The sequence below is a fragment of the Stenotrophomonas sp. 2201_Sma genome (assembly GCF_056486685.1).
On record NZ_CM151329.1, the window covers coordinates 3,206,810 to 3,231,807 of the forward strand.

The 24,998-nt window shown below is 67.7% G+C and carries 20 protein-coding genes and 1 tRNA gene; 11 read left to right on the plus strand and 10 right to left on the minus strand.

Annotated features, from left to right (window positions below; genetic code table 11):
• Positions 1-3: 3 nt before the first annotated feature.
• The gene (locus ACZLIF_RS14940) at positions 4-486 is read right to left on the minus strand and encodes an FKBP-type peptidyl-prolyl cis-trans isomerase (protein WP_053516805.1); all 483 of its coding nucleotides are present in this window, start codon (positions 484-486) and stop codon (positions 4-6) included.
• Between the two features lie 111 nt (positions 487-597).
• On the opposite strand from ACZLIF_RS14940, the gene ACZLIF_RS14945 reads away from it, so the two are divergent.
• Both ACZLIF_RS14945 and ACZLIF_RS14950 read left to right on the plus strand, forming a co-directional pair.
• The gene (locus ACZLIF_RS14945; protein WP_053516860.1) at positions 598-1,137 is read left to right on the plus strand and encodes a C40 family peptidase; all 540 of its coding nucleotides are present in this window, start codon (positions 598-600) and stop codon (positions 1,135-1,137) included.
• A 131-nt stretch (positions 1,138-1,268) separates the two neighbouring features.
• The gene (locus ACZLIF_RS14950; protein WP_053516803.1) at positions 1,269-2,042 is read left to right on the plus strand and encodes a C40 family peptidase; all 774 of its coding nucleotides are present in this window, start codon (positions 1,269-1,271) and stop codon (positions 2,040-2,042) included.
• A 182-nt stretch (positions 2,043-2,224) separates the two neighbouring features.
• Here ACZLIF_RS14950 and ACZLIF_RS14955 read toward each other — a convergent pair whose 3' ends face one another.
• A complete protein-coding gene (locus ACZLIF_RS14955; protein WP_065181834.1) occupies positions 2,225-3,559 on the minus strand; it encodes a dicarboxylate/amino acid:cation symporter in 1,335 nt (444 codons plus the stop codon).
• 156 nt (positions 3,560-3,715) lie between these two features.
• On the opposite strand from ACZLIF_RS14955, the gene ACZLIF_RS14960 reads away from it, so the two are divergent.
• From ACZLIF_RS14960 to ACZLIF_RS14975, 4 genes are all read left to right on the plus strand, one after another.
• Positions 3,716-5,422: an alkaline phosphatase gene (locus tag ACZLIF_RS14960; protein WP_128988859.1), complete on the plus strand. Its 1,707-nt coding sequence runs from the start codon at positions 3,716-3,718 to the stop codon at positions 5,420-5,422.
• A gap of 101 nt (positions 5,423-5,523) precedes the next feature.
• The gene (gene tilS / locus ACZLIF_RS14965; protein ID WP_478462079.1) at positions 5,524-6,810 is read left to right on the plus strand and encodes a tRNA lysidine(34) synthetase TilS; all 1,287 of its coding nucleotides are present in this window, start codon (positions 5,524-5,526) and stop codon (positions 6,808-6,810) included.
• Positions 6,811-6,846: 36 nt separating this feature from the next.
• A complete protein-coding gene (locus tag ACZLIF_RS14970; RefSeq protein ID WP_065174877.1) occupies positions 6,847-7,107 on the plus strand; it encodes an exodeoxyribonuclease VII small subunit in 261 nt (86 codons plus the stop codon).
• Positions 7,097-7,975 (plus strand): polyprenyl synthetase family protein, encoded by an 879-nt coding sequence (locus ACZLIF_RS14975; protein ID WP_053516794.1) that lies wholly within the window; start codon positions 7,097-7,099, stop codon positions 7,973-7,975. Before ACZLIF_RS14970 ends, ACZLIF_RS14975 begins: the two co-directional genes overlap by 11 nt.
• Positions 7,976-8,037: 62 nt before the next feature.
• On the opposite strand, the gene ACZLIF_RS14980 is transcribed toward ACZLIF_RS14975, so the two are convergent.
• Positions 8,038-8,412, minus strand: coding sequence for a DUF4870 domain-containing protein (locus tag ACZLIF_RS14980; RefSeq protein ID WP_053516791.1), 375 nt, complete (start codon positions 8,410-8,412; stop codon positions 8,038-8,040).
• A gap of 87 nt (positions 8,413-8,499) precedes the next feature.
• Positions 8,500-9,867 carry a metalloprotease PmbA gene (gene pmbA, locus ACZLIF_RS14985; RefSeq protein WP_128988855.1) on the minus strand — a complete coding sequence of 456 codons (1,368 nt, stop codon included), beginning with the start codon at positions 9,865-9,867 and terminating at the stop codon, positions 8,500-8,502.
• A gap of 67 nt (positions 9,868-9,934) precedes the next feature.
• Between pmbA and yjgA the strand changes: the two genes are divergently transcribed.
• Positions 9,935-10,525, plus strand: coding sequence for a ribosome biogenesis factor YjgA (gene yjgA, locus ACZLIF_RS14990; protein WP_053516786.1), 591 nt, complete (start codon positions 9,935-9,937; stop codon positions 10,523-10,525).
• 41 nt (positions 10,526-10,566) lie between these two features.
• On the opposite strand, the gene tldD is transcribed toward yjgA, so the two are convergent.
• The 4 genes from tldD to ACZLIF_RS15010 are packed head-to-tail and all read right to left on the minus strand — an operon-like array spanning position 10,567 to position 18,046.
• The gene (tldD, locus tag ACZLIF_RS14995) at positions 10,567-12,012 is read right to left on the minus strand and encodes a metalloprotease TldD (protein WP_065174873.1); all 1,446 of its coding nucleotides are present in this window, start codon (positions 12,010-12,012) and stop codon (positions 10,567-10,569) included.
• A gap of 60 nt (positions 12,013-12,072) precedes the next feature.
• Positions 12,073-15,927, minus strand: coding sequence for a YhdP family protein (locus ACZLIF_RS15000; protein ID WP_128988853.1), 3,855 nt, complete (start codon positions 15,925-15,927; stop codon positions 12,073-12,075).
• 30 nt (positions 15,928-15,957) lie between these two features.
• Positions 15,958-17,445: a ribonuclease G gene (gene rng, locus ACZLIF_RS15005; RefSeq protein WP_053516779.1), complete on the minus strand. Its 1,488-nt coding sequence runs from the start codon at positions 17,443-17,445 to the stop codon at positions 15,958-15,960.
• Positions 17,438-18,046, minus strand: coding sequence for a Maf family nucleotide pyrophosphatase (locus tag ACZLIF_RS15010; RefSeq protein WP_065174871.1), 609 nt, complete (start codon positions 18,044-18,046; stop codon positions 17,438-17,440). The genes rng and ACZLIF_RS15010 overlap by 8 nt, the downstream gene beginning before the upstream one ends.
• A gap of 129 nt (positions 18,047-18,175) precedes the next feature.
• On the opposite strand from ACZLIF_RS15010, the gene ACZLIF_RS15015 reads away from it, so the two are divergent.
• The 4 genes from ACZLIF_RS15015 (at position 18,176) to ACZLIF_RS15030 (ending at position 24,372) form a co-directional block, all read left to right on the plus strand.
• Positions 18,176-18,910 (plus strand): SIMPL domain-containing protein, encoded by a 735-nt coding sequence (locus ACZLIF_RS15015; RefSeq protein ID WP_128988851.1) that lies wholly within the window; start codon positions 18,176-18,178, stop codon positions 18,908-18,910.
• 254 nt (positions 18,911-19,164) lie between these two features.
• Positions 19,165-19,815: an energy transducer TonB gene (locus tag ACZLIF_RS15020; RefSeq protein ID WP_128988849.1), complete on the plus strand. Its 651-nt coding sequence runs from the start codon at positions 19,165-19,167 to the stop codon at positions 19,813-19,815.
• 195 nt (positions 19,816-20,010) lie between these two features.
• Positions 20,011-22,818 carry a TonB-dependent receptor gene (locus ACZLIF_RS15025; RefSeq protein ID WP_065181829.1) on the plus strand — a complete coding sequence of 936 codons (2,808 nt, stop codon included), beginning with the start codon at positions 20,011-20,013 and terminating at the stop codon, positions 22,816-22,818.
• A 129-nt stretch (positions 22,819-22,947) separates the two neighbouring features.
• Positions 22,948-24,372 carry a basic amino acid/polyamine antiporter gene (locus ACZLIF_RS15030; protein WP_128988847.1) on the plus strand — a complete coding sequence of 475 codons (1,425 nt, stop codon included), beginning with the start codon at positions 22,948-22,950 and terminating at the stop codon, positions 24,370-24,372.
• Between the two features lie 42 nt (positions 24,373-24,414).
• On the opposite strand, the gene ACZLIF_RS15035 is transcribed toward ACZLIF_RS15030, so the two are convergent.
• Both ACZLIF_RS15035 and rlmH read right to left on the minus strand, forming a co-directional pair.
• Positions 24,415-24,491: transfer RNA gene (locus ACZLIF_RS15035), tRNA-Asn, on the minus strand.
• A 22-nt stretch (positions 24,492-24,513) separates the two neighbouring features.
• A complete protein-coding gene (rlmH, locus tag ACZLIF_RS15040; RefSeq protein WP_019662111.1) occupies positions 24,514-24,984 on the minus strand; it encodes a 23S rRNA (pseudouridine(1915)-N(3))-methyltransferase RlmH in 471 nt (156 codons plus the stop codon).
• Positions 24,985-24,998: the final 14 nt, after the last annotated feature.

The window sequence follows — 24,998 nt, forward strand, 5'->3', positions numbered from 1 at the left end:
CGATCAGTGCGCGTGACCGCCGTCGCCGTGAACGTGGCCGTGCTCGATCTCTTCCTTGCCGGCTTCGCGCACGTCGACGATTTCCACGTCGAAGTGCAGGTCCTTGCCGGCCATCGGATGGTTGAGATCGACGTCGACCACGCTCATGCCGACCTTCTGCACGGTCACCGCACGCGGGCCGAAGTTGGTCTGCAGCACGACCTGCTGGCCCGGCGCCAGCTTGGTATTGCCGAAGTGCTTCTTCGGCACGCGCTGGGACAGGCCTTCGCGGCGCTCGCCATAGGCGTCGGCCGCCGTGACGTCGACACTGAAGGTGGCGCCGGCTTCCTTGTCCATCATGGCGTTTTCCAGGCCCGGGATGATGTTGCCGTGACCGATCAGGATCGCCAGCGGCTCGCCGCGGTCCTTGGACGATTCGATCGGCTCCTGGCCGACTTCGGAAACGGTGTAGTGGAAGCGGACAACGCGGTCTTTTTCGATCTTCATGCGCGACTCTGTCTGGTTCTGCCGGAGGCAGACGGGTTGGGGCGGGTTGTCGCCCGGCGGGGACGCCGCCATCATGACGGCCAATCCAAGGTGGCGCATTATCCGGAGAACATGCACATCACGCCAGTTTCGTCCGGCCCGCGCCGGCTGTCCGTGCCCGCCCTGCTGCTGGTCCTGCCCCTGCTGCTGACCGCCTGCGGCGGCGGCAAGGCCACCCGGACGGCGGCGCCCCCGCCGTCGGCGCACTGGCCGGCGACCACCCCGGACAATCCCGAGGCCGCCAATTCAGTACTGATGCGTGCCATCAGCCTGGTCGGCACGCCCTACCGTTACGGCGGCAACACCCCCGAATCGGGCTTCGACTGCAGTGGCCTGGTCGCCTATGTCTACCGCGAGATGCTGGATCTGAAGCTGCCGCGCACCTCGCGCGACCTGGCCGCCGTACAGGGCCCGAGGATCGATCCGAAGCGTCTGGCCACGGGTGACCTGGTGTTCTTCGGCAGCCGCGGCAACGTCACCCATGTCGGCATCTATGTCGGCGAGGGGCGCTTCGTGCACGCCCCCAGCACCGGCGGCACGGTGCGCCTGGACTCGCTCAGCGGGCCCTACTGGAAGGACCACTACACAGGGGCCAAACGCGTCCTTCGCTAAAATGAACAGGCGACATGTTCAAAATTGAGAATTGCGTCACAGTGGAAATAACGGTTTTATAACGGAATTTTTAACTTATCAGTGCTTTTACAGGGCATGATGCCCCATCGTTTTTTTTCTGTGACCGACGCGTGACGACTGACGACCTGACGTGCAAAGGCCAGACCGCCGCTTCTCCGCGTAGTGTCCGCCCTGTTCTTCTGGGCTTGGCACTGTGCCTGACCAGCCTCCCCGCCTGGTCGCAGACCGTTCCCTCACGCGCCGACGCTGCTCCGGTCCCGGCGACCGACAATGGCGTACGTGTGACGGGCAAGACCGACGCCGCGGCCCCCCAACGCAGCCGCACCGATGCAGCCGCCAGTGCCACGCTGGCCGCCCTGCTGCCGCACCTGGCCGCCAACGACACCATTCCGCTGATGGACCGCTCGGCCATGGTCGCCGGCGATCTGAGCCGCCTGCTCGCCAACTACGACACCAGCAGCGCTGCCAATGGCAGCGTTGTCGGCAGCGCCGCCGACAATGGCAAGGTGCAGTCGCTGCTGCGGCGGGCGATGACCCTGCTCGGCACCCCCTATCGCTGGGGTGGCAGCAATCCGGACAGCGGCTTCGACTGCAGCGGCCTGGTCGGCTACGTCTTCCGTTCGGCGCTGGGCATCGAACTGCCGCGCGTCTCCCGCGAGATGGCACACGACAACAACGCCGAGCTGATCAACGACCGTGCCGCCCTGGCCGCGGGTGACCTGGTGTTCTTCGGTCGCAAGGGCCGGGTCGACCACGTCGGCATCTATGTGGGTGACGGCCGCTTCCTGCATGCCCCGAGCGCAGGCAAGGATGTCCGGGTGGACACCCTGCTCAGCGGCTACTGGGGCAACAAGTTCATGCAGGCGCGCCGCGTCGAGCTCTGACGCCGCCTTTCCAGGCACCGCCTGATAGCTGAAAGCCGCTGCCCTGCAGCGGCTTTTTTGTTGCCCGCGGAATGCCTGGGATGCGTCTTCCCTTCCCTGGCCCGGCGGGCACGCCCACAACGAAAAGGCCCGCCAGTCCGGCGGGCCTTCATCTCTCGCATGACAGGCCGCTGCGCGGCGTCTCAGCTGCGTGGCGGAGTAGGGTCCGGGTCATCCACGCCCACGTTGCTGGAGGGATTGTCGTACACCGACTGGTCGAGCAGGCCGGTCTCCTTGGCCACCAGCACCGGCACCAGCATCTGACCGGTCACGTTGGTCATGGTGCGCATCATGTCCAGGATACGGTCGATGGCATACAGGTAACCGATGGTCTCCAGCGGCAGATTGGCGGCACTGAGCACCACGGTGGCCATGATCACGGCCGTACCCGGCACACCGGCAGTACCGAAGCTGCCCAGCACCGAGGCGATCAGCACCACCACGTACTGCTCCGGTGTCAAAGGCACGCCGCTGTACTGGGCGATGAAGACCGCGCACAACGCGGGGTAGATCGCGCCGCAGCCGTCCATCTTGATGCTCGCACCCAGTGGCACCGCGAATGCACCGTAGTCCTTGTTGACGCCCAGGTTGTGGGTGATCGAACGCAGCGCCACCGGCATCGCGGCGAAGCTGGAGGAGCTGACGAAGGCGACCTGCATGCCTGGCGCCGCGCCGCGGAAGAACTTCAGCGGGTTCAGGCCGTGCGCCAGCAGCAGCGCGCTGTAGACGACCACGATGTGCAACGCACAGGCCACGTACAGGGCCAGCACGAAATGCCCCAGCGGCAGCAGCTTTTCGAAACCGTAACTGCCCACCAGGCCGGCAATCAGGCCGAAGGTACCGATCGGGGTGACTTCCAGCACGAAGCGGGTCACCTGGATCATGATGTCGCTCATCTGGCCGACCAGCTTCCGCGCCTCGGTCACCTTCTCGCCCAGCTTGACGATGGCAAAGCCCACCAGGCCGGCGAAGAAGATCACCGGCAGGATCGAGCCCCTGCCAGCGGCCAGCACGGTCTCGCCGGCGGCATTGACGCGGGTGCCGATGCCGGACAGTGCATAGAAGACGTTGGCCGGCACCACATCCAGCAGCACCTGTACCACGCTGGGAACCTCGCGCGGTACATAGTTGCTGGCCATGGACAGCTGCAGGCCACCAGCACCGGGCTGCAGCACGGTGCCCACGCCCAGGCCCACGCACACCGCCAACGCCGCGGTAATCACGAACCACAGGAAGGTGCGGCCACTGAGCGCTGCAACCGACTTCTGGCCATGCAGTGACGAGATCGCGTTGATGACCGCGAAGAACACCAGCGGCACCGCGATCATCTTGATCAGGGTGACATACAGCTCACCGAGCGGACCGAACCACGTTTCCGCAGCGGGGCCGAGCGCCCAGCCGGCCAGCGCACCAAGCACGAAGCCGCCGACCACGCGCTGCCAGAATGGAATCCGCAGCCAGGCAGAGACCAGCGTCATAGGCAATCCAGAGGGGGGAAGGAAGGGATGCTGGCACGATAGCCCAAGGCGGCCCGCAGAACGACCGTCCGCCCGGCAAATCAGTGTGTCATCGGCGTGCCTTGCGAGGGCGGGCATAATGAACGTCCCGTTACAGTTTGTGAGATCCCAGCGTCCATGCGCCGTTCCGTCTCCCTGTTGGCCACGTGTGCCACCACCCTGCTGCTCGGCGCCTGCGCCAGCACCCCCCCCGCTTCCGCGCCGGCAGGCCTGAAGGTCGCCGTCGAGCCGGTTGCACACCCGGCCGGCGAGACGCCGCAATGGTGGTACCGCAGCGGCGCCGCCCAGGCCGCCGCCAATGGCGCGATGGCCGGCAAGGCCCGGAATGTCATCCTGTTCCTCGGCGACGGCATGAGCCTGACCACCGTGGCCGCTGCGCGCATCTACGAAGGCCAGAAGAAGGGCGGATCGGGTGAAGAGAACCTGCTGTCCTGGGAACGCTTCCCCGCCACCGCGTTCAGCAAGACCTACAACACCGACTCGCAGACCCCGGATTCGGCGGGCACCATGACCGCCATCACCACCGGCGTGAAGACCCACATGGGCGCGATCGGTGTCAGCGCAGGCGCCCGCACCGATTGTGCCGACAGCCTGTCCAAGGGCCTGCTCACCTGGCTGCAGCTGGCCGACAGCGCCGGCCTGGCGACCGGCATCGTGTCCACCGCGCGCCTGACCCACGCCACCCCGGCGGCCACCTACGCGCACTCGCCGGAGCGCAACTGGGAGAATGACACCGATCTGACCGAAGCGGCCAAGGCCGCCGGCTGCAAGGACATCGCCCAGCAGCTGCTGTCCACGTCGCGCTATGGCCGCGGCCCGCTGGTCGCGCTCGGCGGTGGTCGCGGTGAATTCACCACCGTGGAAGAGCGCGATCCGGAATACGACGACAAGGTCGGCCAGCGCCTGGATGGCCGCAGCCTGGTACAGGAATGGCAGCAGGCGCATCCGCAGGGTGCCTACGTGTGGAACAGCAGGCAGCTGGCCGCCGCCGCAAATGCGCCGGCCATCCTCGGCCTGTTCGAGCCGGACCACATGCGCTACGAGTACGAGCGCCCACAGGATCCGGCCGGTGAGCCGAGCCTGGCCGAGCTGACCGCTGCTGCGATCACCAATCTGTCGCGCCATCAGGAAGGTTACGTGCTGATGATCGAAGGCGCTCGCATCGACCATGCCAACCACAGCGGCAATGCCTATCGCGCACTGACCGAAACCGTGGCGATGTCCGATGCGGTGCGGGTGGCGTCGGAAATGACGTCGGCCGACGACACGCTGATCATCGTCACCGCCGACCACTCGCACACCCTGAACTTCGTCGGCTACCCCGCGCGCGGCAACCCGATCCTGGGCAAGGTGAAGGACAAGGGCGGTGAGGACGGCGCCGGCAAGCTGGACTACGCGCTGGACGGCAACGGCCAGCCTTACACCACCTTGAGCTACGCCAATGGACCGGGCCACACCGGCAGCACCAACCAGCAGCCGGCGGGCAGCAAGCGCTACCCGCACAACCCGAGCAGCTTCGAGCCGGCCAAGGGGCGTCCGGACCTGCACGATGTCGATACCGAGCATCCGGACTACATGCAGGAAGCGCTGGTGCCGATGAAGTCCGAATCGCATGGTGGCGAGGACGTCGGCATCTGGGCGCGCGGTCCCGGCAGCAAGGCGATCCGCGGCACGCTGGAGCAGAACACGATCTATCACATGATCGTGCAGGCAACGCCGGCGCTGCGCGATCGCCTGTGCCAGGCGGGCACCTGCGATGACAAGGGCGTGCCGGTGCAGCTGCCGGCGCCCAAGGCCTTCGAACGCAGCGTCGACGGAAAGTAACGGCACGGCGGACGCAGTGTGCAGCCGGGCCATGCCCGGCTGCATCCCGCCCGGGAATCGAAGGCGCGGCGCGACCCCGCCGATCACCCTACACTTCACCCGTGACTGCCTTCCCCGCCCTGGTTTCCCTCGATGCACCGCTGCTGGTCGGCTACAGCGGCGGACTGGATTCGACCGTCCTGCTGCACTGGCTGCGGCGCTGCACGCAGGCGGCCGGCGTGGGACTGCGCGCCGTACACGTACATCACGGGCTGCAGCCCCACGCCGATGCCTGGGTCCACCATTGCCAGCAGCAGTGCGCGGCCCTGGGCATCGAACTGGTCGTCCACCGCGTGCAGGTCGAGACCGGCACCGGTCTGGGCCTGGAGGGTGCAGCCCGGCAGGCGCGTCGCGCTGCTTTCGTTGCCTCTCTGCGCGACGGAGAGACGCTGGCCCTGGCCCAGCATCAGGACGATCAGGCTGAAACTTTCCTGCTGCGCGCGTTGCGCGGTTCCGGTGTCGATGGCCTGGCGGCAATGAGCGGGGACAGCATGCTCGCCGGCCACCGGCTGTGGCGGCCGCTGCTGCAGGTCCCGCGCGACGCTCTGCATGAGTATGCGCGGGCCCACGATCTGCACTGGATCGAAGACCCCAGCAACGACGACGCGTACGCCGACCGCAATTTCCTGCGCCTGCAGGTGCTGCCGCTTCTGCGCCAGCGCTGGCCGCACGCCGCAGCGGCCCTGGCCGGCAGTGCCGATCATTGCGCACGCACCCGCGGCCTTCTGCAGGAAGAGGACACTGAACTGCTCGCACACCTGGAAGCAGCCCCGCGCGTGCTGTCCTTGCAGCTGCTGCGGCAGGTCTCGCCGGAACGCGCCGCACGCGTCCTGCGCACCTGGGTGGCCAGCCATGGCGCGGCCCCGCTTCCGGGGCGGGTGCTGCAGCAGATGCTCGAGGAAATGCTGCCCTCCACTTGCGACCGGCAGGCGCAGGTGCGCTGGCAGGATCACGTCATCCAGCGATGGCGCGAGCATGCCTATCTGCTGCCGGCCGAGCTGCCCGCCCTGCCACCGGACTGGCAGCAGGAGTGGGACGGCCGGGCGCCTCTCGCCTTGCCTGATGGCGGCCAGCTGCGCCTGCTGGGCGCCGCGATGTTCCAGCAGCCGATGCAGGTGCGTGCACGGCGTGGCGGCGAGCGCATCGTGCTGCCGGGACGCAGCCACGCACATGCCTTGAAGGACTGCCTGCAGCGTGAACATCTGGCCCCCTGGCGGCGCGCGCAGCTGCCGCTGCTGTTTGCTGACGGCAGCCTGCTGGCCGCCGCCGATGTGGTGATCGCCGCACCGCTGCAGGCCTGGCTGCACGCTCACGACGCCCAGCTGCGGTGGCAGCCGGGTGGCTGGTGAATTGACCCCTGCGCGCGTGCCGTCCACACTTGCCGCATGGCCAAGAAGTCCCCCGAAAACGCCTCCCCTGTTGCCCAGTTCGAGCAGTCGCTCGAATCGCTGGAGCAGCTGGTGGAGCAGATGGAAACCGGCGAGCTGAGCCTGGAAGCGTCGCTCAGTGCTTACGAACGTGGCGTGGGCCTGTACCGCCAGTGCCAGCAGGCGCTGGAGCAGGCCGAACTGCGCGTCCGGCTGCTCAGCGATCCGGCACAGCCCGATACGGCAGAACCCTTCGATCCGCCCAGCCATGACGGCTGAGGCGGCGTTCGCGCGCTGGCGCGACCGGATCGAAAGCCTGCTCGATGCCGCCCTGCCCTCGCCGGCCGATGCACCGCAGCGGCTGCACCAGGCCATGCGCCATTCCGTCCTCGGCGGTGGCAAGCGCATGCGTCCGCTGCTGGTCTATGCCACTGGCCAGTTGTTCGGCGCTCAACCGGAAAGGCTCGACGCGGCCGCGATGGCGGTGGAACTGATCCATGCCTATTCGCTGGTGCACGACGACCTGCCGGCAATGGACGACGATGCCCTGCGCCGTGGCAAACCCACCACCCACATCGCCTTCGACGAAGCCACCGCGATCCTGGCCGGCGACGCCCTGCAGACCCGCGCCTTCAGCCTGCTGGCCGAGGCACCACTGCCGGCAACACTGCGCGTGGACTGCCTGCAGGCGCTGGCACACGCCTCCGGTGCCGCCGGCATGTGCGGCGGCCAGGCGCTGGATATCGATGCCACCGGACAGCAGCAGTCGCTGGCCGCGCTGACCCGGATGCATGCGCTCAAGACCGGCGCGCTGATCCGTGCCGCGGTACGCATGGGCGCATTGTGCGGCGATGCGCCGGAGCCGCAGCGGGTGCAGCTGGACGCATTCGCCGATGCACTCGGCCTGGCGTTCCAGGTCCGCGATGACATCCTCGATGTCGAAGCCAGCTCCGAGCAGCTGGGCAAGACGGCAGGCAAGGACCAGGCGCAGGACAAGAGTACCTTCCCCGCCCTGCTCGGCATGGAGGGAGCGAAGGCGCAGCTGCGCGAACTGGCGGCCCGCATGCAGGCTGCTCTGGCGGGCTACCACGAAGAGGCCGATGCGCTGCGCGCGCTGGCCAGGCTTGCGGTGGAGCGCGATCACTGACGTGGTGCGCAACGAAAACGCCCGGCAATGCCGGGCGTTTTCATGTCCGCATGCAGCCGGTCTTACTTGATCAGGCGCAATGCGAACGGGTAGCGATAGGCTTCGCCGTTGTTGGCCTTGACCGCGGCAATGATGCAGAACACCAGGCTGACCAGTCCGACGATCGGCATCAGGATCGCGCCGATGACCACGATGGTCAGGATGATGCAGACCACCATCGCGATGGCCACGGTGATCTGGAAGTTCAGCGCTTCCTTGGCCTGGTCGGTGACGAAGGACTTGCCGGCGTCGTCCTTGTTGATCAGCCAGATGATCAGCGCGCCGATGAAACCGGTGAAGATGCCCAGCAGGTGCGCGGCCAGGGCCATGGTGCGCTGGTCTGCCGGGACATCGGCGGTGACCGGCGGCGGCGGCGGGACGTTATCGAATTCACTCACGACAAAACTCCTTTTCATTGGGTGGTCTTGACCCACCGGCATCAGGCCGGTTGCGTCAGGCGGCCATAGCTTACGCCATCGACGCCATCAATCATTACCGGCGATGGTCATCCGCCCCACCAGGATCGAACCGGTCCGGATGTGCGAGCGCGGATCGACATCGCTGCCCACCGCTTCGATCGCCATGAACATCTCGCGCAGGTTGCCGGCAATGGTGATGCCGTCCACCGGGTACTGGATCTCCCCGTTCTCGACACGGAAGCCACCGGCCCCCCGCGAGTAGTCACCGGTCACACCATTGACCCCCTGCCCCATCAGCTCGGTCACCAGCAGGCCGCTGCCCATCTGCCGGGCGATGTCTTCCAGCGGCCCGGCGTTGGCCGCCAGCTGCAGGTTGTGCACGCCGCCGGCATTGGCCGTGGTCTGCAGGCCCAGCTTGCGGGCCGAGTAACTGCCCAGTACGTAGCGCTGCAGCACGCCATCGCGGACCAGTGCCGACGCGCGGGTCGCCACGCCATCGCCGTCGAAGGCGGCCGAGCGCAGGCCGCGGCGCAGGTGCGGCAGCTCGTCGATCTGCATCCAGTCCGGGAACAGTCGCTGCCCGGCGCTGTCCAGCAGGAAGCTGGCCTGGCGGTAAAGCGCGCCACCGGACACGGCCGACAGCAGATGGCCCACCAGACTGCGCGCCACTTCCGGGGCGAACAGCACCGGCATGCTGCCCGTAGCCAGCGAGCGCGGTTGCAGGCGGGCCACGGTACGCGCGGCGGCCTGGCGGCCGACCTGGGCCGGATCTTCCAGGTCCTGCCTGGCCAGCGCACTGGTGTACCAGCCGTCGCGCTGCATGCCATCGCCCTGGCCGGCAATCAGCGCACAACCGATCGAATGGTGGGTGCCGCGCTCACGGCCAATGAAACCGTGCGAATTGGCGTACACCGACAGGCTCTGCGAGGTGGACACCGCCGCGCCATCGGAGTTGCGGATCTGGGCGTCGGCCTCGCGCCCGGCGGCCTCGCAGGCCAGCGCCAGGTCCACCGCTTCGTCGGCCTGCAGGACCCACGGATGCCAGCCGTCCAGCTCGGGAAACGCCTTGGCCATCAGGGCGGCATCGGCCAGTCCGGCAGCCGGGTCATCTTCGGTGTGGCGGGCGATCGCGCAGGCCTGCTCCACGGTGGCCGACAGGCTGGCCTCGTTCAGGTCGCCGGTGCTGGCGCTGCCCTTGCGCTGGCCGAAGTACACGGTCACGGCAATGCCGCGGTCGCGGGTGGACTGTACGGTTTCCACTTCGCCCAGGCGCACATTGACCTCCAGGCCGCGGTCCTCGCTGCAGCTGACCTCGGCCTGGCTGGCCCCCAGCGCACGGGCACGCTCGAGCAGCTGCTGGGAAAGGTCGGCCAGCCGTTCCAGGCGGGCCGGGCTGTCGTCGCCGACAACCACTTCAGGGGCGATCACGTTCAATGCTTTATCCTGTACAGGTTGGGCCCGGCATCACGCCGGGCGACTTTTTTGAAAGCAGGTGTGGACGATGCGCGGACGCGACGAAGAAACCGGTGAATTCCTTGACAAGAGCCGCAAGCAGAAGCGCGGCGAAGCCCTGGAAGTCCTGGCCCTGGGTGAGAAGCTGGTGTCGCTGACCCCGGCCCAGCTGGCGCGCCTGCCGATTCCGGAGGATCTGCTGCCGCATATCGCCGAGTGCAAGCGCATCACGGCCCACATCGCCCACAAGCGGCAGCTGGCGTTCCTGGCCAAGCACATGCGCCGCGAGGAAGACGAAACCCTGGAGGCGATCCGCGATGCGCTGGACGCCAACAGCGAAACCTCGCGCCGCGAAGTGGCGATGATGCACCGCGTGGAAGACTGGCGCGAGCGCCTGCTGGACGACGGCGACAAGGCGCTGGCCGCGCTGCTGGACGAGTATCCGCAGGCGGATCGCCAGCAGCTGCGCACGCTGGTGCGCAACGCCCAGGCCGAGAAGGCGAAGAACAAGCCGCCGCGCGCCTACCGCGAGATCTACCAGGTGCTGCGCGGGCTGATGCTGCCGGCCGCGCTTGGCCTGAAGGTCGCCACCGGCGACGACACCGGCGCCGATCTGGACGACGCGACCGACGAGGACTGAGTCCCCGCCGGCCGGGGCGCTGGCCGGGGCCGTTGCCATGTTCAGGCCTGGGTGCCGCCGACGGTCAGGCCCTCGATCAGCAGCGAGGGCTGGCCGACACCCACCGGCACGCTCTGCCCGTCCTTGCCGCAGATGCCCACGCCCTCGTCCAGGGCCAGGTCGTTGCCGACCATGCGCACCTTCTGCATGGTTTCCGGGCCGTTGCCGATCAGGGTCGCGCCCTTCACCGGCGTGGTGATGCGGCCATCCTCGATCAGATAGGCCTCGGTGGCCGAGAACACATACTTGCCACTGGTGATGTCGACCTGGCCACCGCCGAAGTTGACCGCGTACAGCCCCTTCTTCACCGAGCGGATCATCTCCTGCGGATCGTGCTGGCCGGCGCGCATGTAGGTATTGGTCATCCGCGGCATGGTCAGGTGCGCGAACGACTCGCGGCGCGCGTTGCCGGTCGGTGCCATGCCCATCAACCGTGCATTGAGGCTGTCCTGCATGTAGCCGACCAGGATGCCGTCCTCGATCAAGGTCGTGCACTGGGTCGGATGGCCTTCATCATCGACGTTCAGCGAGCCGCGACGGCCGTCCAGGGTGCCGTCATCGACGATGGTCACCCCCGGGGCCGCCACGCGCTCGCCGATGCGACCGGCGTAGACGCTGGTGCCCTTGCGGTTGAAGTCGCCCTCCAGCCCATGGCCGACCGCTTCATGCAGCAGCACGCCAGGCCAGCCCGGGCCGAGCACCACCGGCATCACACCGGCCGGCGCCGGCACCGCGTCCAGGTTCACCAGCGCCTGGCGCAGCGCCTCGCGGGCGAACGCTTCCGGCCGGCCATCGGCGAACAGTTCTTCGTAGCCATAACGGCCACCACCGCCGGCATAGCCGGACTCGCGGCGACCGTTCTGCTCGACGATCACCTGCACGTTCAAGCGCACCAGGGGGCGGACGTCGGCACCCAGAACGCCGTCGCTGCGCGCGATGAGCACGGTGTCAACGCCACCGGACAGGCTGACCATCACCTGCTTCACCCGCGGATCGGCGGCACGCAGATAGCCATCCAGGCGCTTGAGCACTTCAACCTTGGCCTCGTTGCCGAGCCCATCGATCGGATCCAGCGCCGGATACAGCGCGCGTGCATTGCCGCGCAGCAGCGAGCGGCCCGCCTGGGCACCGCCCTCGCGCGAAATCGCGCGTGCCGACTGCGCCGCCGCCAGCAGCGCATCGGCATGGATGTCATCGGAATAGGCGAAGCCGGTTTTCTCGCCGGCAATGGCACGCACGCCGACCCCCTGCTCGATGGAATGGGCACCGTCCTTGACGATGCCGTCTTCCACGCTCCAGCTCTCACGCCGGGCGTGCTGGAAATAGAGGTCGCCGAAATCGACACCGGGGCCGAGCAGCTGGCCGAAGGTGCGCTCCAGTCCAGCGGTATCCAGGCCGCCGGGGCGCAGCAGGCGGTCTTGGGCAAGCGTCAGGGCGATATCAGTCATGGCTCTCGATCTGGGGATGCAGGGGCACTCAGGCAAGCCCCGGGGAATGGGAGGCCGCGCTCAGCGCGACCGCGGCAGGTCGGTCACGGCCGGTGGAAGGGTCGGCGCAGGTGCGGGAGCCGGCGGGGTCCGTTCGCGGCTGCGTTCGATCACCTCCACCTTCGGCTCCTTCCAGGGACCGGTCACCTTGTAGGTACGGGCGCCGATCTCACCCAGCGGCTTGGACAGCACCGCATTGGTCGCCGCCCCCAGCGCCGCCCCGACCGGGCCACCGGCCACTGCGCCGACCACGGTCAGCAGATTGCCGGCACGCGGATTGACGTCGATGGTCTGGTCGAACTGCTGCTGGCGCAGGTCGGCCTGACCGCGGATGGTGATGTTCGCCGCAGGCCCTTCGATCAGCACCTTGTCGGTGCGGGCCACGCCCTGGCCGAACTGCAGGCTGCCCTCGATCTGGTTGAACGCGAAGCCCTTGGAGAAGAAATCACGGAAGTCGAACATCAGCCGCCGCGGCAGCTGGGCCACGCTGAGCAGACCCAGCACGCGACCGGCACCGGGGTCCAGTTCCAGCAGCTGACCGTTGCGCGCATGGATATCCAGCTGGCCCTGCAGATTGCCCAGCTGGAAGTCCGACGGCCCGCCATTCCACGACGCCTGCAGCTGCGCCTGGCCGGCGCCGCCACGCAGCTGGCCACCGTAGTCGAGATTCTGCATCAGCGCGCCGAGATCCTCGCTGCGCACCTGCGCGTTCAGCTCGGTGCGGGCGCCGCTGCTGCTGCCCAGCCAGCGGCCGGTGATGTCGATCTCCTGGTCGGGCGCGCGGAAGCGCAGGGTCTGCACCTCCAGGCCGTTGCCCCGCGGGCGGGTGCGCAGCACGGCCTGGCCGAGCGCCACCTTGCCGAACTTCAGGTCGGCGATGTCCAGCGCGAACGGCGGCAGTCTGGCCGGATCCATGTCGTTGGCACCGGCCTGCACCCGGGCCGGTGCCGCTGGCGCATCGGGTGCGGCCGGCAGTGACTGCCAATACGCCCGGTCGAGCTGGCCGCTGATGGTGCCGCCCTCGGCATTGGGCACGCTCAGGCGGCCAGCCAGCGAAGGGCCGTCCAAGCGCACATCCAGCGCCTGCGCGCCCGGGCGCAGTTGCAGGCGGGTCTGCTCGAACACCCCTCCGATCAGCATCAAGCGGCCGACCTGCACGTCGATCGCCCGCAACGGCATCGGATCGCCGTCGCCGTCTCCGCCGCGGGCCAGGCCGATCCACTCCAACGCGTCCAGGGTCGGGCTGTGACCGTTGACCGCCAGCCCGCTGGAAGGCGGCTCGCGGTCGACCTGGCCGCTGCCCAGGGTCACCTGCACGCCGGTCTGATTGTTATGGCTGCGCGCGGCCAGGGCCAGGCGCTGGCCAAACGCCACGTCGATGCGGCCATCCCCCATCGGCAGCTGCGCAGTCACGGTGGTGGCCAGTGGCTCGTCGGCGGGCTTGTCCAGCGGGGCGGGAAGATCCAGGCGCGTGCCTGCCAGATCCGAGCGCAGGCGCAGTTCGCTGGGAGGAGCAGGCGCGCCTGGCGCGACCTTCGGCAGGTTGACGGCGATGGTCCAGGGCGAGGTACCGGTGATGTAGGGCTTGAGCCAGGCCATTTCCGGCGCGCGGTCAATCAGCACGCCTGCATCAAGGCGCGCCGAAAGCTCCGACTCGAAGGCCAGCTTCGGGTCACGCACGAACCCACCCGCGCGCAGGCTCAGTTGGCCGTCCTGGCCCAGATGGCGCACCGCCAGTTGCTCGGCGGCAAAACCCCCGTTGCCGTAGCGGGCCGACCCACGCATGTTGTCGAATTCCAGCGCGAAGCGCTTCTCCACCAGCTTCACGCCGGCCAGATCGACCGTGCCCTGCAGGTGACCTCCCCCTTCGTCGGCATGCAGCGGCTGCAGCAGGTCGAAGGTCACCTGCGCCGGCCCGGCGGCGGTCAGGTTGTCCAGCGTCTCGCCGTATTCCTGGTGCAACGGGCTCTGCCGCAGCAGCGCCAGCAGCTTTCCGGCTTCGCTGCGGGTATCGGCACGCACGTACAGCGGCTGCTGGCCGAAATCCTTGATGCCGGCCTCGAAGTGCTGCACCGGCACGCCTGCCAGGTCACCGCGCCCCTGCATGTGGAAGCCAGGACCGATGAAGGCGATGTCGGCGTCAACCTGGCTCATCAGCGGCCAGTCGCGCTGGAAGCGGATGTCGCCGCGGGTGATATGGCCGGTGGCCTCGAACCGCCCGTCGTTGTTGTCGAAGGGCCAGTCGTCGAGGTCACCGGTGACCAGGCCGATACCATCACGCACCTGGCCGCCGGCCAGCGCCATGTCCAGCCAGTCGGTGGCTCCCTTGCTCATCCTGGAATGGATCCAGAAGCGCTTGGCGGCCGTCATCGGTACATCGTCCAGCTTGGCCGCCAGCTGCAGCCACGGACGCGTGCCATTGCCCTGGAACCACACACCGCCGCGCAGATCGGCTGCGTAATCCGTGCCTTCCACACGCAGGGCGGCCGTGCCGATGCGCCAGCCGCCGCCTTCGTCGCGCCACCCTACCACCTGGCCTGCCAGGTGCAGGTCATGGCGCACGCCGAAGCCGGTCGGCCAATCGAACTGAAGCTCGCGCTGCGGCTGCAGCTGCAGGCGGAAGCCATCGGCGTCGCCTTCGAAATGGCCGCCCAGCCCTCGCAGGCCAGGTGCGTCACCGACGCTGGCAAAACCCAGCGACTGCAGCTCGCCCTGGGCCCACAGCGGACCGTTGCGCGTGCCGGCCAGCTGCAGTTCCCGCAGATCCAGCTGCGGCTTTGACAGGAACAGCCAGCGCCGCAGGCCAGGGTCCAGGCGGTCACTCAGCGCCAGCGCACGCAGCGCGGTACCGGCCTGCACCGCCCCGCTGCGGATGCCCAGTTGCGTGCCGACCTGCAGTTGCAGTCCATCAAGCTGCTGCGCGCCGGTGTCGTCCACCAGCCGCAGGCGCGGTACCTGCATCGCCCATCCGTCCGCCTGCCGCTGCCAGCGCAGCAGCGCCTGCATGCGCTGCAACTGCAGCCGGGGCACTGCCAGCCCCGGCATCGGTGCGCCGTCGATGCGCAGATCCCGCAGATCCGAATCGGTGGTCAGCGCCACGGGGACGAAATCGCGCAGGGTCAGCCACACATTGAGTTCGCCGCGTCCTTCACGCAGGCGCACGCCCCCGGCCGCCAGCAACGGCGACCAGGCGCGGAAATCGATGGGATCGGCGCCCAGCCATGCCTCGCCGTCGCCACGCACACGGTCCACATCCAGCACGGCGGTCAGCGGCAGGGCGTCGGTCTGGGCCCAGGCCCGCACGCCTACCCGCAGGCGGTCGCCATTGACGCGCAGGCGCAGATCGACGCGCGGCAATACGGTGTCGATGCCGAGCGCCGGGGCCTGCACGCCCAGCCGGCCGCCGATCACCTGCAGCTCGCCCAGCCGGCGCAGCGCCTCCAGCGGGTCACCCCCGCTGCTGGGCTGCGGCAGGCCACGCACCGACCAGCGACCGTCCTCGCTCTGCTGCAGATCCAGGGCCAGGCCGCGCAGACGCAGCTCGGTCAACGAACGGCCCGGCAGCAGGCCGCTGTACATCGACACCAGGATTTCAGCCTCGCCGACCGCCAGGCCCTGCCCGGCGCCAATGCGCAGGCCCTTCAGCTGCAGCAGCGGGCCACGACGGGTCCACGCCGTGTCCAGCTGGTCGAAACGGACCGGCTGGCCTGCGCGCTCGCTCAACCAGGCGGCGATCCTGTCGGGGTGTCGCTCGGCCAGCGGCAGCAGCTGGCTGAAGGTGCCCACCAGCAGCGCCAGCCCGACCAGGGCCACCGCACAGGCAGCAATGAGATGACGGCGGATCCTTCGCAGTCGCAGGCGCGGCGGCGCGCTCATCGGCCGCCGCCGACCTTCGGCCGGCGTGGATCAGAGCAGCACAACATCGAACTGCTCCTGCAGGTACTGCTCATCCGCCTGGAAGCGGATGCTCTTGCCGAGGAACTCTTCCAGCTCGGCCACCGCCGCGGATTCCTCATCGGTGATGCGCGCCACCACCTTGGTCGACGCGATCACCAGCAGGCGCGCGGCATCGAACTGGCGCACCGCGCGGGTGATCTCGCGGAAGATCTCGTAGGTGACCGTTTCGGTGGTCTTGATGGTGCCGCGACCGCTGCACTGCGGGCAGGTCTCCGACAGCTGGCGCTCCAGGCTTTCGACCGTGCGCTTGCGGGTCATCTCCACCAGGCCCAGCGGCGAGAAGTCGTAGACCGTGGTCTTGGCATGGTCCCGCGCCAGCGCCTTTTCCAGGGTCCGCAGCACCTGGCGGCGGTGCTCGGCATCATCCATGTCGATGAAGTCGATGATGATGATGCCGCCGAGATTGCGCAGGCGAAGCTGCCTGGCCACGGCCTGCGCCGCCTCCAGGTTGGTGCGGAACACCGTCTCCTCCAGGTTGCGCTGGCCCAGGAACGACCCGGTGTTGACGTCGATGGTGGTCATCGCTTCGGTCTGGTCGATCACCAGGTAGCCACCGGACTTCAGCGGCACCTGCTTGTCCAGCGCGCGGCCGATCTCGTCCTCCACGCCGAACATGTCGAAGATCGGGCGATCGCCGGAGTACAGCTCCAGCTTCTCGGCCAGCACCGGCATGTACTTGGCCACGAAAGCCTGCAGCTGCGCGAACGTTTCCTTGGAATCGACCTTCACCTTGTCCACGTCCTTGCGGATCAGGTCGCGCACCGAACGCAGCGGCAGGCTCAGGTCTTCATAGATCACGCTGCAGGGGGTGGCGTCGCGGCCGCGGCGCTCCACCACGTTCCAGACCCGCGACAGATAGGCGATGTCCTCGGCGATGGCTTCGGCCGGCTGCCCTTCGGCGTTGGTGCGCACGATGTAGCCGTAGCCGCCGTGCTGTGCCGACAACTCGGTCACCAGCGCCTTCAGGCGCGCGCGCTCGGCCTCGTCCTCGATGCGCGCGGAGACGCCCACCACTTTCGATTGCGGCAGCAGCACCATGTAGCGCGACGGGATGCTGATCTGCGTGGTCAGCCGCGCGCCCTTGGTACCGATGGGATCCTTCACCACCTGCACCACGATGTCCTGGCCGTCGCGCAGCAGCTCGACGATCGGCACGCTGGCCGGTGGTGGCAGCGTGGTGTTCTCGGTGTCGGCACTGGCCACCGGCGCTGGCCGCACCACGTCGTTGGCATGCAGGAACGCAGCGCGCTCAAGGCCGACCTCGACGAAGGCGGCCTGCATGCCCGGCATCACCCGCTGCACCTTGCCCTTGTAGATGTTGCCGACCACACCCCGGCGCCAGCCGCGCTCGATGTGCAGTTCCTGCAGCATGCCATTCTCGATCACCGCGACCCGGGTCTCGCGTGGGGTCACATTGACCAGGATTTCCTCAGACATCTGCAGCCTCCCTGGCGGCGTTGGCAATGGGAGCCGGCACGCCGCAGCGCGCCAGCAGACGATCGGTGTGCAGCAGCGGCAGCCCCATCACACCGGAGTAGCTGCCGGACAGGTGTTCGATCCAGCGCTCGGCCCCACCCTGGATGGCGTAGGCCCCGGCCTTGTCCAGCGGCTCACCGGTGGCCACATAGGCGGCGATGTCGGCGGCGCCGATCGCAGCGAACGTGACCTCGGACACCACCAGTTCGCTGTCCAGCCCGGCCGCGCCGACCACCACCACGGCCGTCATCACCTGGTGCGTGCGTCCGGCCAGGCGCGTCAGCATTGCCCGGGCATCGGCGGCATCGACCGGCTTGCCGAACACCTCGCCATCAAGCACGACCTCGGTATCCGAGCCCAGCACCCGTGCGTCCGGGTCATCGGCCAGCACCCGGGCCAACCCGGCGCGCGCCTTGTCGGCCGCAACCCGGCAGACGTACTGTTCGGCGCTTTCACTGGGCGCGCGCTGCTCGACAACCTCCAGGTCAAGCGCCTGGAAGGGGCGTCCGAGTCGGGCCAGCAGCTGGTTGCGTCGGGGGGAGCGGGAAGCAAGATAGAGCATCGGCACAGCATAACCTGAGGCCGCCGCCTGAATCGTCGGCAACCTGCTCCCGCGTGCCTTCAACCCCGAACGGACTCACAGCGCGTTCATCGCTACGACACCACCCTCACGCCACAACAAGGAGATCCCATGCGCCTGACCGCCTCCCCGCTGCTGCTTGCCCTGTCCCTCGCCCTTGGAGCCTCGATGTCCGCCCATGCCGCCCCGCCGCCGCCGATCGCCGCCCCGGCCGAGGGCACCCTGCTGAACATTTCGGCCAACGCCGAAGCGACCCGTGTGCCGGATGTGGCCACCCTGTCGGCCGGCGTGGTCACCCAGGCCGCCGACGGCAACAGCGCCATGCGCCAGAATGCGCAGCAGATGGACAAGGTGCTGGCCGCGATCAAGGCGGCCGGCATCGCCGAGCGCGATGTGCAGACCAGCGGCGTCAGCCTCAACCCGCAGTACCGCTATACCGACAACGAAGCGCCGAAGATCACCGGCTACCAGGCCAGCAATACCGTCAGCCTGAAGGTCCGCGACATCGCCAAGCTGGGCCGGGTGCTCGATGCGCTGGCCGCCCAGGGCGCCAACCAGATCAACGGCCCCAGCTTCGAGATCGACCAGCCGGAGCCGGTCTATGACGAAGCCCGCCTGGCCGCGCTGAAGAAGGCACAGGCGCGCGCCCAGACCTATGCCAAGTCGCTGGGCCTGCAGGTGCGCCGCATCGTCAGCATCTCTGAAAACAGCAACGGCGGCTTCCGCCCGGTGCCGATGATGCGGGCACAGATGGCCTCGGCCGCCATGGACAAGGCCACGCCGGTCGCGCCGGGCGAATCCACCGTTTCGGTCAACCTGGACGTGGTGTTCGAGCTGGGTCGCTGACGACCCGGCACGGCGGGGGCACTGTCCGCCGGACAGCGCCCTGCCCTGATCTGCTGCCCACGGGGCCGGATGCCTTTCCAGCGGAAAGGTCTCCGGCCCCGTTGCGTAGATGAAGGCCAGTTCAACATCGCCTGACATGCCTCTAGGCAGTGGCGGCCACGACGCGCTAATGCTTGGCTGCCAGCCGCGTGCGGCAAACCCCGATGGCGGCCCTGGTGCGTTGACGTCTTTCGACACTGGCACGGAGGTGGACCATGGTTCGTACGTATCCCGTTGCATCCGCGCACTTCGACCCCGCCCGCATCGCCGCCTGGAGCGCGGCCATCGCACTGCATCTGCTGGCGTTGCTGCTGCTGCTCATCCCCGCCACCTATCAGGCGGTACAGGCCCCGCGTGACACGACCACGGTCCGCTGGATCGAAAAGTTCGAGACACCGGAACCTCCGCCGATCCTGCCCACCGAACCCGAACAGGTGAAGGTCGCCCCCCGCTCCCAGGCGGTGCCGACCGCACCGGCGCTGCCAGCCCCCACCGCAACGGTCGAAGACGCGCCGGGCATCGTCCTGCCGGCCGCCGAACCGACCGCGGTGATGGCGCCGCCGACGCCGGCGGCAGCTACGCCGCTGGCGGGAGCCCAGCTGCAGTACCGCAGTGCGCCGCCCCCGGCCTATCCCATCCCCGCGCTGCGCAACCGCGAACAGGGCACGGTCCTGCTGCGCGTGGAAGTGGACAGCAATGGCCAGCCTGTCGCGGTCAGCATCGAACGCAGCAGCGGTTCGCGCAGCCTGGACCAGGCCGCACGCCAGCAGGTGCTGCGCCACTGGCGGTTTGAACCCGCCCAGCACGACGGCGTGGCGGTGCCTGCGATCGGCATGGTGCCGGTGCAGTTCTCGCTGCCTGACTGACCGTCGCACCGGCCCGGCCTCACGCCGGGCCGGAATCCGCGACCGGGTTTGCGAATCCGCACACCGCCCGTCCGCGCACCGCCGATTAAGCAAAATTTCACGACTCCGTCACCTGCCGGAAACCTAGATTGGCCCGTCCCGGACCTGATCCGGCGACAGCCCTCAACACAAGGTTTTCCAGTTAGGAGAGAAGCTGTGAAACACCCGATCCATCGGCCCGCCAGCCGCCGTGACACCCTGGCATCGTCCATCACTCACATCCTTACCGGCAGCGCCCTGCTGCTGGCCGGCGCCGTGGTTTCCTCCTCCGCCTTCGCCCAGGAGCAGGCCACCAATCTCGACCGCATCACGGTCACCGGCTCGAACATCCCGCGCACCAATACCGAGACACCGTCCCCGGTGCAGGTGGTGACCCGCCAGGAGATCGACCGCACCGGCAAGACCACGGTCGCCGAATACCTGCAGACCCTGACCGCCGACGGTTCCGGCTCGATTCCCAAGACCTTCGGCAACGGCTTTGCCGGCGGCGGCGCCGGCATCTCCCTGCGTGGCCTCGGCGCCGGCTCGACGCTGGTGCTGTTGAATGGCCGCCGCATGGCCACCTACGGCCTGGCTGACGATGGCCAGAAGGTCTTCACCGATCTGAGCACCATTCCGCTGGATGCGGTGGAGCGCGTGGAAGTTCTGAAGGACGGCGCATCGGCGATCTATGGCTCCGACGCCATCGCCGGCGTGGTCAACATCATCCTGCGCAGCGATTTCCAGGGCGCGATCCTGCGCGGTTCCTACGGCGTCTCCGGCGACGGCGACGGCGATGCCAAGAAGGCGACGCTGACCGCAGGCACCGGCGACCTGGCCACCGATGGCTGGAACGCATTCTTCAGCCTGGACGTCGGCAAGACCGACGCGATCAAGATCGGCGATCGCAAGAACCGCAAGTGGATCGGCACCGGTGACATCCGTCGCTGGGGCTATTCCGCCGCCGACGCGCAGTTCCTGGGCGGTGCCTACCTGTCCGGTGGTACTGCCGGTGGCGTGGGCCCGAACGGCTCGGTGTTCGACGACCGCAATGTCGACGACGACAATCCCGCGTTCCTGGTGGCGCTGCCGGGCTGTGCCAATCTGACCAGCATTCCCGGCCAGACCGATGCGACCGCACAGCAGCAGGGCTGCCTGTGGGATCCGGCGCAGAAGTTCCGTGACCTGAGCCCGGAAGAGAAGTACATCAACGTGTTCGGACGTGCCAGCTTCGCCTTCGGCGAAGGCGGCGAGATCTACACCGAGATCGGCTACTCGAAGAAGGAAACCACCTTCAGCAACACGCCCTCGGGCGTGTCCGGCGGCTGGGGCTACCCGGAAGGACCGGTCAACGCCAACAGCGGTTCCGGTGCCACCGTGCTCGGCCCGGATCATCCGGACAACCCGATTCCCGGCCAGGCCTCGCGCCTGCGCTATTCGGCCTGGGACGTTGGTCCGCGCGTGACCAACAACACCAACGAGTTCAACCGCTTCCTGGTGGGCGTCAAGGGCAACTGGGGCGACTGGAACTATGACACCGCCTACCTGCACTCCGGCACCGACCTGATCAACCGTCGTACCGGCTTCCTGCACTACGACAACGTCCGCTGTGCACTGGCCAACCCGAACTGTGCCGGTGGCGTATGGCGCATCGGCGACAACGCCAACCTCAACTCGCAGGCGCTGTACGATTTCATCTCGCCGGAGATCAGTGCACGCGCCAAGTCCAGCCTGGACATGTTCGACTTCACCGTGTCGCGCAGCCTGATGGACCTCAAGGGTGGCCCGCTCGGCCTGGCGATGGGCACCGAGTGGCGCAAGACCAGCAACAGCCTGACCCCGCAGACGTTCACCGACACCGGCGACATCATCGGCCTGGGCTACTCGGCCTATGACGGTACCCAGAACGTGTACGCCGGATACGTCGAACTGTCCGCGCCGGTGCTGGAACAGCTGGAGCTGTCCGGTGCACTGCGCTACGACAAGTACGAGAGCGGTGAAGGCAAGGCGACGCCGAAGCTGGGCGTGAAGTGGACCCCGGCCGACTGGATCGCGCTGCGCGCCAGCTACGCCGAAGGTTTCCGCGCGCCGAACCCGGCCGAGAACGGCGACGGTGGCCTGGCCGCCTTCTCCAACGCCCGCGACCCGGTGCGCTGCGCCATCAGTGAAGCCGAATGCACCGCACGCTCGGTGGCGATCATCACCCGCCCCAACAGCGACCTGAAGCCGGAGGAATCCAAGAGCTATTCGGTGGGTATCGTGCTGCAGCCGACCTCCTCCACCTCGATGACGGTGGATGCGTGGCAGATCAAGCGCACCAACGAAATCGCCCAGGGCAGCACCGCCGACGCCATTGCCGCCGGCAACGTCCTGCGCGACACCAACCTGCTCAACGGCATTGCCGGCACCGGCAGCATCCTGGCGGTCAACACGCAGTACATCAACGCCGCGTCCACCCGCGTGCGCGGTATCGACACCGATATCCGCCAGACCTTCGATATCGGTCCGGGCCAGCTGGAAATGGATCTGCAGTGGAGCCATGTGCTGAAGTTCGAGCGCACCGATGCCGATGTGACGGTCGACTACGCCGGCACCCACGGCAACTGCGACGTCACCAACTGCATCGGCACGCCGAAGGACCGCATCAACTTCGGCACCACCTGGAGGCAGGGCCCGTGGAGTGTCAGCGGCGTCGCCAACTACATCAGCAAGCTGGAGAACAAGGACCGCCGTGGCGGCGACTACCTGGCGTTCTACGAGGATGGCTCGCCGGTCGAGAAGATCTCCTCGTTCACCACCTTCGACCTGTCCGGTCGTTGGAACATCACCGAAGCCTTTGAACTGAACGCATCGGTGCAGAACGTGTTTGATCGCATCGCACCGCTCGATCCGACCACCTATGGCGGCGTGAACTACAACCCGCTGCACTTCAGCGGAGCCATCGGCCGCTACTTCACGGTCGGTGCCAAGTACACCTTCAACTGATCGTCGCTGCAGCATCACCTTCGGAGGCCCGGGCACATGCCCGGGCCTCCGTCGTTGCAGATGTTGCATGCGGCTTCACGGCACTGCCGCTACTGTGCCCCTGCGGCCGCGCTGCCGCAGGGGAGATTCATGGCTGCGACCTCACAACGGCTGGGCCTGGCTGCACTGACCGCTCTGGTGGTCGGCTCGATGGTCGGCGCCGGCATCTTTTCCCTGCCACAGAACGTGGCGCGCAGCGCCGGTCCGGCCGCCGCGATCATCGGCTGGGCGGTGAGTGGCGCCGGCATGCTGATGCTCGCCTTCGTGTTCCAGGCCCTGGCCAACCGCCGGCCGGACCTCGATACCGGCATCTACGCGTATGCGCGGGAAGGCTTCGGCAACTACATCGGCTTCTCCGCGGCATGGGGCTACTGGGTTGCCTCGGTACTCGGCAACGCCAGCTTCTTCGTGCTGATCTTCAGTGGCCTCGGCCACTTCATGCCGGTGTTCGGTGAAGGCAATACGCCGGCAGCGGTGGCCGCCTCGTCGCTGCTGCTATGGACCGTGCACCTGCTGGTGCTGCGCGGCCTGCGCACTGCCGCCATCGTCAACGGCCTGGTCACGGTGGCCAAGCTGCTGCCCATTGCGTTGTTCCTCATCCTGGCCGCCGGCGCGTTCCGCATGGACGTGTTCGGCGCCGATTTCCTGGGTACGCCCGCACTCGGCGATCTCGGCCAGCAGCTGCGCGGCATGATGCTGGTGACCGTATGGGTGTTCATCGGCATCGAAGGCGCCAGCATCTATTCCCGGCGCGCTGCGCGTCGTGCCGATGTAGGGCGCGCGACCGTGATCGGCTTTCTCGGCGTATGGCTGCTGCTGGTCCTGGTGAGCCTGTTGTCGATGGGCGTGCTGTCGCAGGCCGAGCTGGCTGCCCTGCCCAATCCATCGATGGCCTACGTGCTGCGCGCCATCGTCGGTGAATGGGGCGCGACCGTGATCATCATCGGTTCGATCATCTCGGTGCTTGGCGCGCTGCTGGCCTGGGTGCTGCTGTGCGCCGAGGTGCTGTATGCGGCTGCCGGCGACGGCACCATGCCCGCGTTCCTTGGCCGCGAGAATGCGCGTGGCGTGCCGGCCAATGCGCTCTGGCTGAGCAACGGCCTGATCCAGTTGTTCCTGCTGCTGGTGCTGGTGAATTCCGGCAGCTATACCGGCCTGGTACTGCTGGCTGCATCGATGAGTCTGGTGCCCTATTTCCTGTCCACGGCATTCGGCGTGCAGCTGGCCTGGCGTGGTCAGGCCTATGCGGGCGGCGAAGCGGGAATCCGCTGGCGCGACTTCAGCGTCGCGCTGCTGGCGAGCGCATACGCGCTGTGGCTTGTGTATGCCGGTGGCCTGCACAACCTGCTGCTGTCGGTGCTGTTGTATGTGCCGGGCGTAGCGCTGTTCGCGCTGACCCGTCGCCAGCGTGGCGAACAGGTGTTCACGCCTTGGGAGTGGGTGCTGTTCGGCGCCATCCTGGCAGTTGCGATCGCCACACTGATGGCGTTCTGGCGAGGAGCGCTGACTCTGTAGAGCAAAAAAAAACCTGCATCTCGCGATGCAGGTTTCTGAAAGTGGCGCCCGAAGTTGGACTCGAACCAACGACCCCCTGATTAACAGTCAAGTGCTCTAACCGGCTGAGCTATTCGGGCAGACGAACAGTATAACGGCTCTTCACGCGCGATGGTAGGGGTGATTTGCAATCATTGCGGCGGCCCGGTACAGCTGTTCCGCCACGACCAGCCGCACCAGCATGTGCGGCAGCGTGAGCGGACCAATCGACCACTTCTCGTCGGCCAGTGCCGAAACTTCGGGCGAATGCCCCTCGGGACCGCCGATCAGGAACGCCAAGTCCCTGCCCTGTCCCCGCCAATGCTCCAGGCGCTGCGCCAGCTGTTCGGAACTGAGCTGGCGGCCGGGCACATCCAGCGCCACGACGTAGGCATTCTTCGGCAGCGCGGCGATCACCCGCCGACCCTCGTCCTCGGTGGCACGGCGTGGATCGCGGCCTTTGCCGCGCAGGCCGGGCTCGATCTCGACCAGCTCGAACGGCAGCCAGTGCGAGAGCCGCTTCTGGTACTCGGCGAACCCCTGCGCGACCCAACTGGGTGCGCGTTCACCGGTGGCGATCAGGCGGGCTTTCATCAGCGCTCCTCGAA